A 13,946-nucleotide genomic window follows, 5' to 3' on the forward strand; every position below is an offset into this window, starting at 1 on the left:
CCTCCACGCGGCCCGGAAGCAATTCCGGGCCGCTTTTTTGTGCCCTTGGAACGCGATGAGGACGAATGAAGCCAAGATCATCGCCCCAGCATCGTTCTCATCGGCCCATGAGCCGCCGCACTGTCCTTTTCCTCCTCGCGTTCGCGAGTTTTGCCATCGCCGCCGACAAACCAAACATCATCTTCATTCTCAGCGACGATCTCGCGCAGGGTGATCTCGGCTGCTACGGGCAAAAGCTGATCCAGACACCGAATCTCGACCGCATGGCAAAGGAAGGCACGCGTTACCTCCAGGCGTATTGCGGTACGAGTGTGTGCGCGCCCTCTCGTTCATCACTGATGACCGGCTTGCACAGCGGCCACTGCCCGATCCGTGCCAATCGTGAAATCCAGCCGGAAGGCCAGAAGCCGCTGCCTGCGGGCACGATCACGGTGGCGAAGATCCTGAAGGATGCCGGTTACGCGACGGCCTGCTGCGGCAAGTGGGGCATGGGCATGTTCGACACGAGCGGAAGCCCGCTGAAGCTCGGGTTCGATCACTTCTTCGGCTACAACTGCCAACGCCACGCGCACAGCTATTTCCCAAGCTTTCTCTACAACGACGATCGGCGCTTTGAGCTGCCCGGCAACACTGGCAAAGGCATCGGCAAGACTTACGCGCAGAGTTTGATCGCCGATGAGACGCTGAAATTTGTCCGCGCGAACAAGGACAGGCCGTTCTTCCTCTACTACGCCATCACGCTGCCACACGGCAACCACGAGATCGACGACCTCGGCATTTACGCAAAGGAGAACTGGACACTCACCCAGAAATCCTACGCAGCGCAGGTCACACGCCTCGACAGCGATGTCGGACGGCTGCTCGCGCTGCTCAAAGAACTCAAGCTCGACGAAAACACGCTCGTCATGCTCTCCGGCGACAACGGTTCCTCCTTCGATCCAAAATCCGAGGTCGGCAGCCTGTTTGATCAAGCCTCCAACGGCCTGCGTGGTTTCAAACGCGGCCTCTATGAGGGTGCGTTGCGCCAGGCGGCGCTGGCACGCTGGCCGGGCAAGGTCCCTGCGGGCCGGGTGAGCGACGAACCCTGGGCCTTCTGGGATTTCCTGCCCACTGCCGCCGAACTCGCCGGTACGCCGATTCCTGCCGAATGCAAAACGGACGGCCTCTCACTGGTTTCCTTCCTCAAAGGCGGCCCCGCGCCCAAACGTGATCACTTTTACTGGGAACTGCACGAAGGCGCCTCGCTTCAGGCCGTGCGCTTTGACCACTGGAAAGCCGTCCGCCAAGGCCCTGAGAAGCCCATCGAACTCTACGACCTCCAAACCGATGCCGCAGAGTCCAACGACCTCGCCAAGACCAAACCCGATCTCGTCGTCAAAGCGGAGGCTCTCATGCAGTCTTCCCGCACCCCCGATCCAGACTGGCCGCTGGTCCAGAAGAGGCCAGGGAAGGGGAAGAAAAAGGCGAAGTGAAGCTCGAATCAGGACTTTGGCTGCGGTTTGGGTCTGTCTTGAAATTTGAACGGACTTATTCTGGAAATTTTGAAATAACATGGCCTTGAGAGTGAAGAAGGCTTGATTATTTATGGAATTTTTAATAGATTTGGCCTCGCATGAGTTCCCGCCCTCTCACCGCCGCCCTGCCTTCCTCCAGTTTGCCTGCCCGCTCTGGAGATCAGTTCGCTCATGAACTGGCGGCACTCGTGGACGACATCCAACGCACGCGCGATTGGTTCAACACCCAACTCGACACCCAGCTCGCCAGCCTGCACCAGCTTCGCACGGCCATGCAGGAGTCCAAGCAGCCGGTCTTCAGCCCATCCATGGCGACCTTGTTCGAAGCACCGCGCCCCGTGACGCCTCCCCCAGATCCAGAACCACCACCCCCGGCAGCGAACAGCATCCGCACCGTGCATCAGGCGATCATCCTGCCACCCACCTTGACGACCACGCTCGATCCGCAGCTCGAACAGGCCACGCTGCACGAGCTGAACAATGCTTTGGCACGGGCGTTTTCAGAGATCTCCTCCCGCGGCGGCATGCTGGGCTGACGTCGGCCGTGATCCGGCTGCGGCGAAGATTCTTCGGCAAGCTCCCAAGCATCGGTAACGTACATGAGCGCTCCTCATGAACACCACCTCTGACCCTGCCTCCGCGTCACGTCGCGAATTTCTCAAAACCACCACGAAGACCGCCGCCGGTCTCTCCGTGCTTTCCGGCATCAGCATCCCGTATGTGCATGCCGCCGGCAGCGATGAAATCCGCACCGCGTTGATCGGCTGCGGTGGTCGTGGCACCGGTGCGGCAAGCAATGCGATGGGCATTCAGGCGCGCATGACCCGCTTGGTCGCGATGGCGGATGTCTCGGAGAACCGCCTGAAAGGCAGCTTTGAAGCGCTCAGCGCGAAGCACCCCGACCGCATGTCTGTCTCTGAAGACGCGAAGTTCATCGGCTTCGATGCGTACAAGAACGCCATCGACACGCTGCGCAAAGGCGACGTGGCCATCTTCACCACGCCCGTGGCCTTCCGCTGGGTGCATTTCAAATACGCCATCGAGAAAGGCGTGAACATCTTCATGGAAAAGCCGATCTGCACCGACGGCCCCACCGCACGCCGTTTGCTCGCTTTGAATGAAGAGGCCAAAAAGAAAAACCTCAAAGTCGGCGTCGGCCTGATGTGCCGTCACTGCCGCGTACGTGGCGAACTCTTCAACCGCATCCAGGACGGTGAGATCGGCAAGCTGCTGCTTATGCGCGCCTACCGCATGCAAGGCCCTGTGGGCTCCGCCTTCACGCTCCCGCGTGATCCGAACGTCGATAAGAACGAACTCGCCTGGCAGATTCAGCGCTTCCACAGCTTCCTTTGGGCCAGCGGAGGTGGCTTCAGCGACTTCAACATCCACAACATCGACGAAGCCTGCTGGATGAAAAACGACTGGCCCGTCGAGGTCCAGGCCAGCGGCGGCCGCACCGACCGTGGTGATTACATCGATCAAAACTTCGACCACTACAGTTGCGAATACACCTTCAAGGACGGCGCGAAACTCTTCCTCGAAGGCCGCACTGCCATCGGCACGCACAACCAGTTCGCCACCCAGGTGCATGGCACCAAGGGCAGTGCCATCGTCTCCACCGCCGGCCATTTCCCGTCGAAAGCGATGACCTTCAACAGCCAGAACATGCAGCGTGCGAACATCATCTGGCGCGGCAAGCAGCCCGAGCCGAACCCGTATGACCTCGAGTGGCAGGATCTCGTGGAGGCGATCATCAAAGACAAGCCCTACAACGAAGTCGAGCGCGGCATCAAATCCAGCGTCACCACCGCCATGGGCCGTGCCGCCGCGCACACTGGCCAGGTCGTCCGTTACGACGACTACATCAACAGCGCCTTCGAGTTCGCCCCCGGCGTCGATCAACTCACCCTCGACGGCCCCCCTCCCATCATCGCTGACGCCAAAGGCAAATACCCCGTCCCGCAGCCCGGCATCCTCAAGGATCGCGAATACGCCATGGAACCGCAGGCCAATCCCTTCCCGCTCATTCCCATGGCTCCGCCCCCGGTGACTGAACCTCTCACTCCGCCCGAACGGCCCAAGGCGGCGGCGAAGAAGAAGGCCAAGGCTTGAGGATACCAGCAAGATCTCGCAGTCCCTCATCACTCACCCAACCGCTGCCTGGCTCCAGGCAGCGGTTTTTTTGAGTAGCCAAGCCTCCCTTGAGGAAACACTGAGCGTCCATTTACAAGTTGGAGCCTGACGCTGGTTGGAACTAGACTCTGAGACCGGCCCGCACAACTGCACCGTCGCTAAATCCTTGATCATCAGGGTCTGTTTTGAATTTCCATCGGGGGCAGAATGAAACTCAGTTTACATGTGTGGAAACACTTCGGCGGTAGCCTCCCGCATGAAAGTTGACTCGCTTGTTTCCACTGTGCCAAAGACGTTGGAAAACACTTCCGAGGCCCAGTGTGTGCGACAAATGTACAGCCGCAGGCATTGGCTGAATCTCAGCCTCTGGGGGGTCTTGGGTACCGTCAGCGGCGGCCTGGAATACTACCGCGAGCAACCGCCCGCCATCGTGCCGCTCTACTTCAACGGTTTGCACGCCTACGCCCACTTCACGCATCCGCCGATCGTTCATTCCATCGTCGCTCTCGCCAATCAACTGGTGGACAAGCCCTACAAATGGGGCGGCGGTCACCGCGTCTTGTTTGATGACGGCTTTGACTGCTCGGGGTCCATCTCGCATGTGCTCTACCGCGCCAGATTGTTAGATCGTCCGCTCACTTCCTCGACCTTCGCGAATTATGCGCTGCCGGGGCCTGGACGTTATGTGACCGTGTACGCCAATCCAGGCCGCCATGTCTTCATGGAGGTCTGCGGTCTGCGCTTCGACACCACCGGCTCTCGTGTCGGTGAAGGTCCGCGCTGGCGCATCCCCAGCCGCCACAAGGACGGCTTTTACGTGCGCCATCCCGTCTATCTCTAGTGGCCGTGCAAAAGCGCCAGCGCCGCCTCACGATGCGGATGCGCGGCCAGCTCCTTCCGCAGCGCCAGCAGCCTCACGAACAGTTCCTCGCCAAGTCGCTCGCGCAGTTGCGCATGCAGGGTTTCATCCAGCGCCTGATGCCGCACCGCCTGCTGCCACGGTGCCGTGAAGATCCGGTGGATCGCGTGATGCAGGTTCCCTGCCTTCAAAGCTTCCCACTCGCCGCCGTCCAGCCAGATGCCTCCGGTGCGCGAGCGGTCCACGCGAAACGGCTGTCCATGTCCCACGCGATACCGCATCATCACCGTGCCGGATTCCGGGCAGAGCTTCACGGTGTCGTCGAATTCGCTCACCGGCGTGTTGTCCATCGCTTCCACGTCCTCATGTTCCACCTCCGCCGCGGGCTGCGTGCCATGCCAGCGCCAGTAGTTCTCCGCCGGAATCCAATGCCCGCCGGTTTCAGGACAGCGAAACGCGATCAAGCCGCGCTCCAGTTCAACACGTTCCAGACCTTTGTGACTGCCCAGGGGACTTTGCATGATGGATGAAGAAAGGGTTGGGGACGATCATCCGTGCAGCCGTGATTTTGTCAGCCTCTTTCCGGGTTTTGTCAGATTCACCGGCATCGACAACTCCATTGCGCCGCACATCCTTCCGCCATCATGGCAGCTCGTGGAAAATCCATCGCCTTTGCCCGCATCCGTGCGGAAGTCATTCGTCTCGTCGCGTTGATTCCGCCGGGAAAATTCACCACCTACGGCAGCATCGCCATCCACATGAACGTCATCGCCCGTCACGTGGCCACCGTGCTGCGCCGGCTTAGCGACGAAGAATCCGCCACGCTCCCCTGGCACCGCGTCGTCTCCGCCGACGCACGGATCAGTCCGAACATGGACGCCGCGCTTTCGCGCAAACAACGCCGCCTCCTGAAAGCCGAAGGTCTGCGCATCGACAAGGATGGCTGCATCCAAGATGCGGATGCGCATTTCCATCACGTCGGCGTGCGGCGGAACATCCGCTGGGGGTGAAGATGCGCCGCCTCCGGCTTTCTCACATCTTCGGTGCTTTTTCCACCACCGCCGCAAACTCTGCCGCATCGAAGGCCCGCATCGTGGAGGTGTGAACGTTGCCCAACGCGGACAACGCCATCATCAGGCCGGTGGCGGCCACGTCGTCCTTCGCTTGAAACATGATCACGCCGTCATGAGCCCCCAGCGTCCACAGCAGGTGCTGGATCTTGCAGCCGGCTTTCTTCGCCGCCGCCTTGAAAGCTCCCGCTCGGTGTGGTGACTCGTGGATGTTCTGCAGACCCTGTTGGGTAAAATTCAAAAGAGCGACGTAGGTGGACATGACGTGATGGGTTGGATGTTCACCCAACACAACGATCTCCCGGCCCTCCAGACTGCGCCCGCATGGCGAAGCACTGCTCCCTTCTTGCCTGGGTTGTTGCAACGCCGTTTCGGCGGTCGGAGGCGGAAGAACATGGGAAGACCTCCAGATCCACGCTCAAGATAAGGGAAAAGCCCCTTGTTGATTTGTAATCAAAGTTTGATATAGCGTAAGAAGCGGCTTGTTATTTGCTTACTCTCGATAAGACTCTTTTGTGTTCCACCCGAGAATCTCTTCATGAACACCCACCCAACTCCCGCGCAGACTCATCCGGTGGCTTCGCGCCCTGCGGACGGCTCCAGTCTGCTTGCGAGAGTTTTGGGCATGCCGCAGAAGCCGCCACACTTTCGCCAGGCTGCGGTCACCAGCCATGAACTGGTGCAGAAAGACCATCAAAAAGAGATCGATCGCATTGCCAAGGCCTCGGGGGACGACCTGTCCGGCGATTACATCAGCTACGTCATGCTGCCGTTAGCCGCGCTCGTGTGCGTGATGATCGCTCTGCGCAAAGTTTTGGCCCCTTGATTCCCGCAGGCTTCAGGTGGCAGATTGCGTGGAGAATGAGAGAGTCGCGGCATGAAGGGACTCACTCAAAAGCAAGTCCTGCCACTGGCGCAGGTGTATGGCGTGCTGGAACCCGGGCCCGTGGTGCTGGTCACCACCGCCCGTGCAGGCCGCGCCAATATCATGACGCTGACCTGGCACACGATGATGGAGTTTGAGCCCCCGCTCGTCGGCTGCGTCATCAGCGCGCAAAATGACAGCTTCGACCTTCTGCGTGAAACCGGCGAATGCGTCCTCAACGTCCCCACCGTCGAACTGATCGAGCAGGTCGTCGGCTGTGGCAACACCACCGGGCGGAAGGTGAACAAGTTCCGCCGCTTCGGCCTCACGCCCATGCCTGCCTCCAAGGTTCAGGCTCCACTCATCGCCGAATGTTATGCCAATCTGGAATGCCGCGTCGTCGAGCGCCGCTTGGTGACGAAGTACAACTTCTTCGTCCTGGAAGTCGTCCAGGCCTGGATCGATCCCCGCCAGAAACGCCCGAAGACCCTGCATCATCAGGGCGAAGGCATCTTCCAAGTCACCGGCCGCCGCCTCAAGCGCCCCTCGCCCAAAACATCGCTCCTCGCGGAGTGAGCCGTTCTCCAAGTGCCGCCACAAATCCGTTGAGCTAGAAAGCTATGGAGCGCCTGCCTTGAGCGGCATGGACGCATTGTCCATCGGCCAGTCGTCCGTGCGGAACGGGCCTGCGGGCAGACCGGCACCGTTGATCAGGTTCACCTCAGGGTTGTTGGCCCAGGCATAACGCACGGCCACTGGTGTCTGGATGCCGGGATGGGACACGATAACCTGCCCGCCTTCGATGCGTGCTTCGGCCCACTGCCATTTCTGCGTTGCGTCAGCCATCGCAAAACCCTTCAAGGCTGCGCTGCCATCCGCCGTCTTGAGCCCGTCCGCATGCTGAAACTGGATCACCACTTGGTTGCCTTTGATCGCATGACTTTGGTACAGTGGACCGCTCCACGGAATTTTTTCACCATACACCTTCGCCCGGGCCCACAGCGCGAGACGACGCCCGATCTCCTGCTTGTTCAGGGGATGAATGTTGCCCGCTTCGCCAATGTCGAGGTTGATGGTCATGCCGGTGTTGGGTACAGCCAGCGACTTGGATTGCGCTTCGCGCAGCCGTGCCCAGGTGGAGGCGGCCCTTGGTTCCGTTTCACGCTTCAGGAAATTGGGCAGTTGCACCCAGGCGAAGGAAAATTCATTGCCCCAGCGTGTGCGCCAGTCGCGGATCATCAGTGGAAGTTGCGTGGCATAGAGCGGGCCGTTGCCAGCATTCGACTCGCCCTGATACCAAATGGCCCCACGAATCGCGAAGGGGACAATCGGAGCGATCTTGCCGTTGAACAGATTGCCGGGACGGTTGGCATTGAGCGGATCACGGCCCACCACGGGTGGCTGGGGAGGCGGGGGCTGACTGGCCGCCTGCGCCGCCTTCACCGCATCCTGCCACTGCTTCTTGGCGGCCTCGTTCTTCGCCAGAGTTTCCGGCTGCTCAAACAACGCCACCTCCTTGCGCCATTGCTCCAGCAACGGTTGCAGCTCGGGCTGCTTCTCCATCACCTTCAGGCTGGTCCAGGATTCAATCGCCGTGCCCCCGACCGACGAGTTGATCAGCCCCACGGGCACCTTCAGCGTCTGGTGCAGGTCGCGGCCAAAAAAATAGGCGGCTGCGGAGAAGTTCAGGATCGTCTGCGGTGAGCAGGCCTGCCACACGCCCTTGCACTGTTCCTGCGGGGAAGTGGCCGTGAACGACTGCACGAAAAACATGCGCATCTTGGGGAAATTCGCCGCCGCCATCTCCTTCTCCGCATCCTGCACGCCTTTGACGGTCATGGCCATGTTCGACTGGCCTGAGCACAGCCACACCTCCCCCACCAGCACATCTTTGACCACCACCGTGTTTTGGCCGGACACCATCAGATTCTGCCGGTCGTTGGAGGCCTTCAGAGGATCCAGCGTCACCTTCCATCGGCCGTCCTTGTCAGCTTTCGTGGTCTTGGTCTGACCCGCAAACTTCACGTTCACTTCTCGACCCGCCTCCGCCCAGCCCCACACCGGCACCGGCCGTTCGCGTTGCAGCACCATGTGGTCGGTGAAAATCACCGGCAGGGAGACCGTGGCCCGGGCGCTAAGCGCCAGACCGAGAACAAACAGGATGAAGAAAGAGGTTCGCATAACGATGGGAAGAATGGAGCATAACCCATACGTCTGCGACACGCCAAAAGCTTCCATTCCGATCTTGGGAGATCGTGGCAACGCTTAAAAAGGCAGCATGCAGTACCCGCTTTGCGTTCATCCCGCCCTGATGGAGGAGTGACGTGCTTCCATCACTTGTTTTGAGCATCCACCTTGGCCTTCTCGGCGGCTGCATCGGCGTCGGCTTTCTTCTTCACGGCGTCGAGCTGTGCCTGGGTGGCCGCTGTGCTGGCTTCGATGTTCGCCTTGTCGATCTTGGCCTTGATGTCTGCCTGCTCTTTCGCTTCCTTGGCGGCGGCATCCACGGCCTCCTTCTGATGGTCAATCGCGTTTTTGGCGGCTTCGTTTTGGGCATCAATGGCCTGTTTCTGCTTGTTGCAGCCCACGGCGAGGACGCTGACGGCTGCGAGGATGGCAAATGTAATGTGTTTCATAATAGGGTGGGTTGTCTGATGGCTATTCGTCCATGGAACGGCGCGCGGATGGGCCGATCTTGAATGATGACGGCCGGCCCTCCTATGGGGTGTAACCCTGACCGCTGCGGTCAGCGTGAACCTCGACACTGTGTTTCGACTTGTCAGCCGCTCCTGCTGCGTAAAGCTTCCTGGTCATGAAGTCCCTCCCCTTGCTCCTCAGTCTGCTGTTTATGTGCGGCATGGCGGCCTGCCATAAAGAAGCGGAGAACGTGAAGCCCAACCCTGACCCGGCTGCGGAGAAAAAAGCCATTGAAATCAGGGAGGCCACCGACAAGAAAACGGCCGCACTCAAAGAAGCCGAGGCACTCAAGGAGGCCGCCCGCAAAGAGGCTGCTCTCAAGGAGGCCGCTGCCAAAAAAGCTGCCGATTCTGCAACACCCACGCCTGCCGTGCCCGCAGCTCCCGCACCGCCAAAATAGTGCCAGCGACTACTTCATGCCTTCCCGTTCAGGATGGAGGCAGGCGTCTCTTTTGCCGCTGCCTCCATGAATGCATGCTTCGCCTGCTTTCTGGCCTCCAAGGTCCAATCGCGGAGTTCTGCGGCGCTGATTCGGACATCGCGTGCCGTGCGCGCATCCGCATAGCCCCACTGCTCCACATCATCGAGGTATTGAAGGCGTGACAACAATGTGCCGCGACAAAGGTGCCCTGCTTCGGCTGCCGCTTCAGACCTTAGTTTTGCGACCATGCCGTCCATGACCCATTGTGGCACGGTCTTCTGCTCCCCTGGGTAAACATACGTGAACAAGACGAGATGAGAGAACAACACCTGCCAGTCCGGCCCAAAGCGCCGGAGGAGGCGTTGCCAGTCCATCAACCTGCCGCAACTCCGCAGCAGATGCTGCACGTCGGCGCCATCGAAGCGCTCACGCTCCATGATATAGGCCTTTTGCCACAGCATCTCCTCCGGCGGGCAGACCGGCAGTGGTATGCCGAGAACGTCCGTCTCACGGGCGTACTCGAACCATTCGTCGTCCACATCGCATAGGCCGTTGCCGGAACGGAAGATGAGATCAATGAAATGACTGCCATGCCGCACCTTGGCCAGCCAGTGGGGAAAGGTCAGCTCGGCGTGGAATCCCGCTGATCGAAACGCTGTCAGCATCCGTTCGATGTCCTGTGGGCGCACCAGCAGATCGAAGTCTTTTGTGTCACGCTTGATGCCTGCATACACCCGCAGCGCAAAAGCTCCCCCGACGAGGAAATCCAGCGATGCAGCACGCAGGACACCAATGGCGGCACGGTAGAATTCGTGGCCATCGGAGGATTGTATGGGAGGCTGCATCCAGCGGTCCCATCGGACGCCATAGGATGGCTGCGTGCATCGTTTTCGAGCGGTTTTGACAAGGCGGAAGCGGCAGTGGTAAACGATTCAGAAGTTAAAGCCCGTTCATCACACCATGCGGATCGCCGCCACTGCAGATCTTCACTATGGCAAGTCATCGCAAGGTGCCCTGCAGGCGCTGTTCGTCGAGGCCTCGACTGCTGCGGACGTGTTGCTGCTCTGCGGCGATCTCACGGACTATGGCCTGGTGGAGGAGGCCCGGGCGCTGGCGCATGACATCCAGGCCCACGCCAGGATTCCCGTGCTCGCGGTCTTGGGAAATCATGATTACGAGTCGGGCCATGCGGACAAAGTCACCAAAATCCTCGTGGACGCCGGGGTGACGCTCCTCGACGGGGAGTGCCACGAACTCAACGGTGTGGGATTCGTCGGCGTCTGTGGTTTTGGGGGCGGCTTTGGCAGCAGCATGCTCAATCCCTGGGGCGAACCGTTGATCAAAGCGTTCGTGCAGGAGGCCGTGGACCAGGCGATGCGGCTGGAGCGTGCGCTGGCACGGGTGGAAACGACTCAGCGCGTGGTACTGCTGCACTACGCGCCCATCCGGGAAACCGTGGTGGGCGAGAACCCGGAAGTTTTTGCCTTCATGGGGTCCACGCGCCTGGAGGGACCGCTCAACCGTCACCATGTCACCGCCGCCTTTCATGGCCACGCGCATCATGGCTCGCTGGAAAGCCGCACCAGCGCCGGCGTGCCGGTTTACAACGTCTCCCTGCCTCTGCTCAAAAAAGCGAATCCCGCCCGACCGTGGTTTCGGCTCCTGGAATTAGAGCAGATCCCGGACTCCGGCAGCAGCGAGGAAGGAGCCATCGTTCAGGGGCAGTCCTGAGGCGCTGTTCCCATCCATCTTCCAGCTCCTGTGCGATTTCGTCCGCTCAGTCATCATCGCAACCTTTAACGCACCGCACACCATGGGACAACTCGGCTACACACACGGCGACCTCGGCTGGTCGGAACTCAGCACCACCAACGCGGCAGACGCGCTGGACTTCTACTCCGCCCTCGTCGGCTGGGAGCGCAAAGGCGAACCCATGCCAGGCTATCACCTCTTCGGCCGCGATGGTGAAATGCTCGGGGGCATCACGGATGCCAAAAGCGGCGACGGCAAGAACAAGACGCCGCAGTGGATGCCCTACATCACCGTTGATGATCTGGACGACACCCTGTCCGATGTCGAAGGACTCGGCGGCACCATCCTCATGCCACCGTGTGACCTTCCCGACGACGGTGGACTCATCGCGATCATCCAAGATCCGCAAGGGGTCGCGACCGGCCTTGCCCAATACAAAAAACAGGCCTGAATTCACCTGAATCGGTGGCGGCGGGGTATTCCCATCCGGGATCAAGCGGCCTTCGCCAAAAATGTCTCTCCTCGCGAAGTAGCGTCTGGGTTTACCCGTCTTCAAGTCTCCACTTCTCCGTGTCTGGACAAACCCTTGCCATCCCTGCGCCACTCCGCTTGAATGGCACGGCCTCTACAAATACCCGTCATGAACCGGAACCCGTTGATCATCTCTTGGCTGGCCGGGGTGTTTGCCGCCGTGCTGCGGCTTGCCTTGTGATCAAATTCCGTTCTCTCACGCGCCATGAAGCATGCCATGCTCCGCCCCTGCCTCGCCGTGTTGACAGCGGCACTCACTGCAATGCTGCCAGCGAGCGCGCAGGAGCCACCGTTGCCCAAAATCAACCTCGTGCTGTTCACACCGGCGGATGTCGCGCCGCCGAAGGACGCAGCGCGAAGGCTGACGCAGGTGGCCGATTACACCGAGGCGTTCCTCGTGAAGTGGATGAAGCACTGGGGCTATCCGCCGGAGCGGGAGAAATTCCTCGACCGCAATCCTGACGGCACGGCGCGCGTGCTGTTCGTCGCCGGCAAGGAAAAACGCGCGAGCGGCAAATACGACAAGCCGGGCTTCGAGGTGGAGGTGCGGCAGTCGGCCAACGCGAAATACCAGCTCGGCCAGCACGGGCATGTGTGGTGGGTCTGGGTTTACCTGGGCGATCCGCCCTTGCGCTTCGAGGGCTTCGAAGGCCGCGGCACGATGCGCGCCGGTGGCACGGCGTTCGCCAACTACCTCAATGCCCCAGGCGAGATTCGCGTGACCGATGAGATCGGTGCGCCGTTCCTCGAAACCTTTGCGTTGAAGGGCGGCATTCATGAGCTGGGCCATGCCCTCGGCCTGCCGCACGACGGCCCCTTGGACAAACAACCACTCGGCATGCCGTTGATGGGCGCGAACATTCCGAACTACCGCAAGCACACCGGTAAAAACGAGACACGCGGCTTTGTCTCCCCCGCCGAGGCGGCGATGCTCTGGAAGCACCCGGTTTTCACCGGCACGGCAAAGGACCGCCAGGTGACGCCCAAGTTCACCGCCACCGGCCTGACCACCGCTTACGACATCCTCACGAAAAGCGTGCGGTTGCGCGGCGTGTTGAAGGCGGATTACCCCGCGCACAGCGTGGTGGTGTACGACAGCGTCCCCGAGCTGCATGAGAACTACTGGCAGAAGCCCTATGTGGGGCGCATCGGCAAGGACGGACAGTTCGAGGTGCTCATCACGGAACCCGCGGCCAAAAACGGCACGCTCCGCATCCTGTTTTGTTTTCAAAACGGCGCGAGCAGTGGCAACAGCCAGACCTACGGCATCGCGAGCATGCTGGAGAAACCGTATCGCGTCATGGCAGGCGCGTATCAACTGCTGCCCTAGCGCGGTGCTGGAGAGGAGCGCGGACACTTTTGTCCGCCTCTTATCCATGCGGCTCCGCCCGCCATGATGAAAGCGGACAAGCTGCGCAGCCGCGAAGCGAATGTCCGCGCTCCCTTGGCTGCATGCAGACGCAAAGATCGCCGGATTTGCCAAGCGGATTGATCACCCCTGCGAACGCACGGCAGGTGAGGGAAGCAGCGGCGGTTGATGTTCGAGAAAGCTCACCAGATCCGCCACTCTCTGCACCTTCCCGCTGAATGGATTCTTCTCGCCATCCGCCGTGGAGCGTTGGGTCAGCTCGGCGACTTCCAGATACACCTCGTCCAAATCGTCGCCATCCAGGTCCAGATCCTCGGCAAACCGATCCGTGCAGCGGATCGGCACGGCGGGCGTGCCCATCTGAGCTTGTACCGTTTCATATACGGCCCGGACGAGTACCGGGTCGAGTGACGCTCGCGGAAACGAACGTGCAAACTCGCAGATGGATTCGTTGGCCCGACTCGCCGCCAGTTCTGCCCGCTGTTGCGCCGCCACGGCCAACACCCGCCAGCCCATTAAGACCAGCACCCCCACGATCGCGCCCGTAGCCCGCCAGTCACCCGACGCTTGATGAAGCAACCAGATCGGAACCGCCAGCACCCCGGCAATGATGAGCCAGCCCAGCCACGGCCGCTGCTCGGCGGTCATTCGTCGCCGTCGTTCTCGCAGGACACTTTTGGAAGCAGGCTTCATCGCATGTTTCGAGGTTCCCAGCATTGCGGAGAAACACGTCCT

Annotated in this window: 17 protein-coding genes; 11 read left to right on the forward strand and 6 right to left on the reverse strand. The window is 60.6% G+C overall.

The features are described 5' to 3' along the window. The first annotated feature begins 107 nt into the window (after nucleotides 1-107). From U1A53_RS06655 to U1A53_RS06670, 4 genes are all read left to right on the forward strand, one after another. Nucleotides 108-1,472: an arylsulfatase gene (locus U1A53_RS06655; protein WP_322279795.1), complete on the forward strand. Its 1,365-nt coding sequence runs from the start codon at nucleotides 108-110 to the stop codon at nucleotides 1,470-1,472. 140 nt (nucleotides 1,473-1,612) lie between these two features. Next, on the forward strand, nucleotides 1,613-2,050 hold the full coding sequence (locus U1A53_RS06660) for a hypothetical protein (RefSeq protein WP_322279797.1): 438 nt from the start codon (nucleotides 1,613-1,615) through the stop codon (nucleotides 2,048-2,050). A 76-nt stretch (nucleotides 2,051-2,126) separates the two neighbouring features. Then, nucleotides 2,127-3,626 carry a Gfo/Idh/MocA family oxidoreductase gene (locus U1A53_RS06665; protein WP_322279798.1) on the forward strand — a complete coding sequence of 500 codons (1,500 nt, stop codon included), beginning with the start codon at nucleotides 2,127-2,129 and terminating at the stop codon, nucleotides 3,624-3,626. A 277-nt stretch (nucleotides 3,627-3,903) separates the two neighbouring features. Beyond that, a complete protein-coding gene (locus U1A53_RS06670; protein ID WP_322279799.1) occupies nucleotides 3,904-4,488 on the forward strand; it encodes a hypothetical protein in 585 nt (194 codons plus the stop codon). Here the strand turns inward: U1A53_RS06670 and U1A53_RS06675 are convergent. After that, nucleotides 4,485-5,027, reverse strand: a complete 543-nt coding sequence (locus U1A53_RS06675) for a hypothetical protein (RefSeq protein ID WP_322279800.1) — start codon at nucleotides 5,025-5,027, stop codon at nucleotides 4,485-4,487. The genes U1A53_RS06670 and U1A53_RS06675 overlap by 4 nt on opposite strands. 123 nt (nucleotides 5,028-5,150) lie before the next feature. Here U1A53_RS06675 and U1A53_RS06680 point away from each other — a divergent pair, with 123 nt between their 5' ends. Continuing rightward, entirely contained in the window at nucleotides 5,151-5,516 is a 366-nt protein-coding gene (locus tag U1A53_RS06680) for an MGMT family protein (protein ID WP_322279801.1), read from the forward strand. A 22-nt stretch (nucleotides 5,517-5,538) separates the two neighbouring features. Here U1A53_RS06680 and U1A53_RS06685 read toward each other — a convergent pair whose 3' ends face one another. Then, nucleotides 5,539-5,838, reverse strand: a complete 300-nt coding sequence (locus tag U1A53_RS06685) for a GYD domain-containing protein (protein ID WP_322279803.1) — start codon at nucleotides 5,836-5,838, stop codon at nucleotides 5,539-5,541. Nucleotides 5,839-6,114: 276 nt separating this feature from the next. Between U1A53_RS06685 and U1A53_RS06690 the strand changes: the two genes are divergently transcribed. Further along, entirely contained in the window at nucleotides 6,115-6,402 is a 288-nt protein-coding gene (locus U1A53_RS06690) for a hypothetical protein (protein ID WP_322279804.1), read from the forward strand. 51 nt (nucleotides 6,403-6,453) lie between these two features. After that, entirely contained in the window at nucleotides 6,454-7,017 is a 564-nt protein-coding gene (locus U1A53_RS06695; protein WP_322279805.1) for a flavin reductase family protein, read from the forward strand. Between the two features lie 42 nt (nucleotides 7,018-7,059). On the opposite strand, the gene U1A53_RS06700 is transcribed toward U1A53_RS06695, so the two are convergent. Both U1A53_RS06700 and U1A53_RS06705 read right to left on the reverse strand, forming a co-directional pair. Next, a complete protein-coding gene (locus U1A53_RS06700; protein ID WP_322279806.1) occupies nucleotides 7,060-8,622 on the reverse strand; it encodes a sialate O-acetylesterase in 1,563 nt (520 codons plus the stop codon). Nucleotides 8,623-8,774: 152 nt separating this feature from the next. Then, nucleotides 8,775-9,077 (reverse strand): hypothetical protein, encoded by a 303-nt coding sequence (locus U1A53_RS06705; RefSeq protein WP_322279807.1) that lies wholly within the window; start codon nucleotides 9,075-9,077, stop codon nucleotides 8,775-8,777. Nucleotides 9,078-9,253: 176 nt separating this feature from the next. Between U1A53_RS06705 and U1A53_RS06710 the strand changes: the two genes are divergently transcribed. Beyond that, complete coding sequence (locus tag U1A53_RS06710; protein WP_322279808.1) at nucleotides 9,254-9,538, forward strand: hypothetical protein; 285 nt, start codon at nucleotides 9,254-9,256, stop codon at nucleotides 9,536-9,538. A 14-nt stretch (nucleotides 9,539-9,552) separates the two neighbouring features. Here the strand turns inward: U1A53_RS06710 and U1A53_RS06715 are convergent, their stop codons facing one another. Then, nucleotides 9,553-10,404 carry a nucleotidyltransferase family protein gene (locus U1A53_RS06715; RefSeq protein WP_322279809.1) on the reverse strand — a complete coding sequence of 284 codons (852 nt, stop codon included), beginning with the start codon at nucleotides 10,402-10,404 and terminating at the stop codon, nucleotides 9,553-9,555. Between the two features lie 115 nt (nucleotides 10,405-10,519). On the opposite strand from U1A53_RS06715, the gene U1A53_RS06720 reads away from it, so the two are divergent. From U1A53_RS06720 to U1A53_RS06730, 3 genes are all read left to right on the forward strand, one after another. Beyond that, nucleotides 10,520-11,290, forward strand: a complete 771-nt coding sequence (locus U1A53_RS06720; RefSeq protein WP_322279810.1) for a metallophosphoesterase — start codon at nucleotides 10,520-10,522, stop codon at nucleotides 11,288-11,290. A gap of 82 nt (nucleotides 11,291-11,372) precedes the next feature. Next, nucleotides 11,373-11,762: a VOC family protein gene (locus U1A53_RS06725; RefSeq protein ID WP_322279811.1), complete on the forward strand. Its 390-nt coding sequence runs from the start codon at nucleotides 11,373-11,375 to the stop codon at nucleotides 11,760-11,762. A 285-nt stretch (nucleotides 11,763-12,047) separates the two neighbouring features. After that, nucleotides 12,048-13,172 (forward strand): hypothetical protein, encoded by a 1,125-nt coding sequence (locus U1A53_RS06730; protein WP_322279813.1) that lies wholly within the window; start codon nucleotides 12,048-12,050, stop codon nucleotides 13,170-13,172. A gap of 162 nt (nucleotides 13,173-13,334) precedes the next feature. On the opposite strand, the gene U1A53_RS06735 is transcribed toward U1A53_RS06730, so the two are convergent. Continuing rightward, on the reverse strand, nucleotides 13,335-13,859 hold the full coding sequence (locus U1A53_RS06735) for a hypothetical protein (protein WP_322279814.1): 525 nt from the start codon (nucleotides 13,857-13,859) through the stop codon (nucleotides 13,335-13,337). Between the last annotated feature and the right edge of the window lie 87 nt (nucleotides 13,860-13,946).

The organism is Prosthecobacter sp., from assembly GCF_034366625.1.
In the GTDB taxonomy this organism is placed as follows: domain Bacteria; phylum Verrucomicrobiota; class Verrucomicrobiia; order Verrucomicrobiales; family Verrucomicrobiaceae; genus Prosthecobacter.

Bases quoted from the DNA above. Each gene is read 5' to 3' on its own strand.
- U1A53_RS06660 (WP_322279797.1), top strand. From the start codon at position 1,613: ATGAGTTCCCGCCCTCTCACCGCCGCCCTGCCTTCCTCCAGTTTGCCT.
- U1A53_RS06680 (WP_322279801.1), top strand. From the start codon at position 5,151: ATGGCAGCTCGTGGAAAATCCATCGCCTTTGCCCGCATCCGTGCGGAA.
- U1A53_RS06690 (WP_322279804.1), top strand. From the start codon at position 6,115: ATGAACACCCACCCAACTCCCGCGCAGACTCATCCGGTGGCTTCGCGC.
- U1A53_RS06700 (WP_322279806.1), bottom strand. From the start codon at position 8,622: ATGCGAACCTCTTTCTTCATCCTGTTTGTTCTCGGTCTGGCGCTTAGC.
- U1A53_RS06655 (WP_322279795.1), top strand. From the start codon at position 108: ATGAGCCGCCGCACTGTCCTTTTCCTCCTCGCGTTCGCGAGTTTTGCC.
- U1A53_RS06720 (WP_322279810.1), top strand. From the start codon at position 10,520: ATGCGGATCGCCGCCACTGCAGATCTTCACTATGGCAAGTCATCGCAA.
- U1A53_RS06725 (WP_322279811.1), top strand. From the start codon at position 11,373: ATGGGACAACTCGGCTACACACACGGCGACCTCGGCTGGTCGGAACTC.
- U1A53_RS06735 (WP_322279814.1), bottom strand. From the start codon at position 13,859: ATGACCGCCGAGCAGCGGCCGTGGCTGGGCTGGCTCATCATTGCCGGG.
- U1A53_RS06695 (WP_322279805.1), top strand. From the start codon at position 6,454: ATGAAGGGACTCACTCAAAAGCAAGTCCTGCCACTGGCGCAGGTGTAT.
- U1A53_RS06685 (WP_322279803.1), bottom strand. From the start codon at position 5,838: ATGTCCACCTACGTCGCTCTTTTGAATTTTACCCAACAGGGTCTGCAG.
- U1A53_RS06670 (WP_322279799.1), top strand. From the start codon at position 3,904: ATGAAAGTTGACTCGCTTGTTTCCACTGTGCCAAAGACGTTGGAAAAC.
- U1A53_RS06730 (WP_322279813.1), top strand. From the start codon at position 12,048: ATGAAGCATGCCATGCTCCGCCCCTGCCTCGCCGTGTTGACAGCGGCA.
- U1A53_RS06705 (WP_322279807.1), bottom strand. From the start codon at position 9,077: ATGAAACACATTACATTTGCCATCCTCGCAGCCGTCAGCGTCCTCGCC.
- U1A53_RS06710 (WP_322279808.1), top strand. From the start codon at position 9,254: ATGAAGTCCCTCCCCTTGCTCCTCAGTCTGCTGTTTATGTGCGGCATG.
- U1A53_RS06675 (WP_322279800.1), bottom strand. From the start codon at position 5,027: ATGCAAAGTCCCCTGGGCAGTCACAAAGGTCTGGAACGTGTTGAACTG.
- U1A53_RS06715 (WP_322279809.1), bottom strand. From the start codon at position 10,404: ATGCAGCCTCCCATACAATCCTCCGATGGCCACGAATTCTACCGTGCC.
- U1A53_RS06665 (WP_322279798.1), top strand. From the start codon at position 2,127: ATGAACACCACCTCTGACCCTGCCTCCGCGTCACGTCGCGAATTTCTC.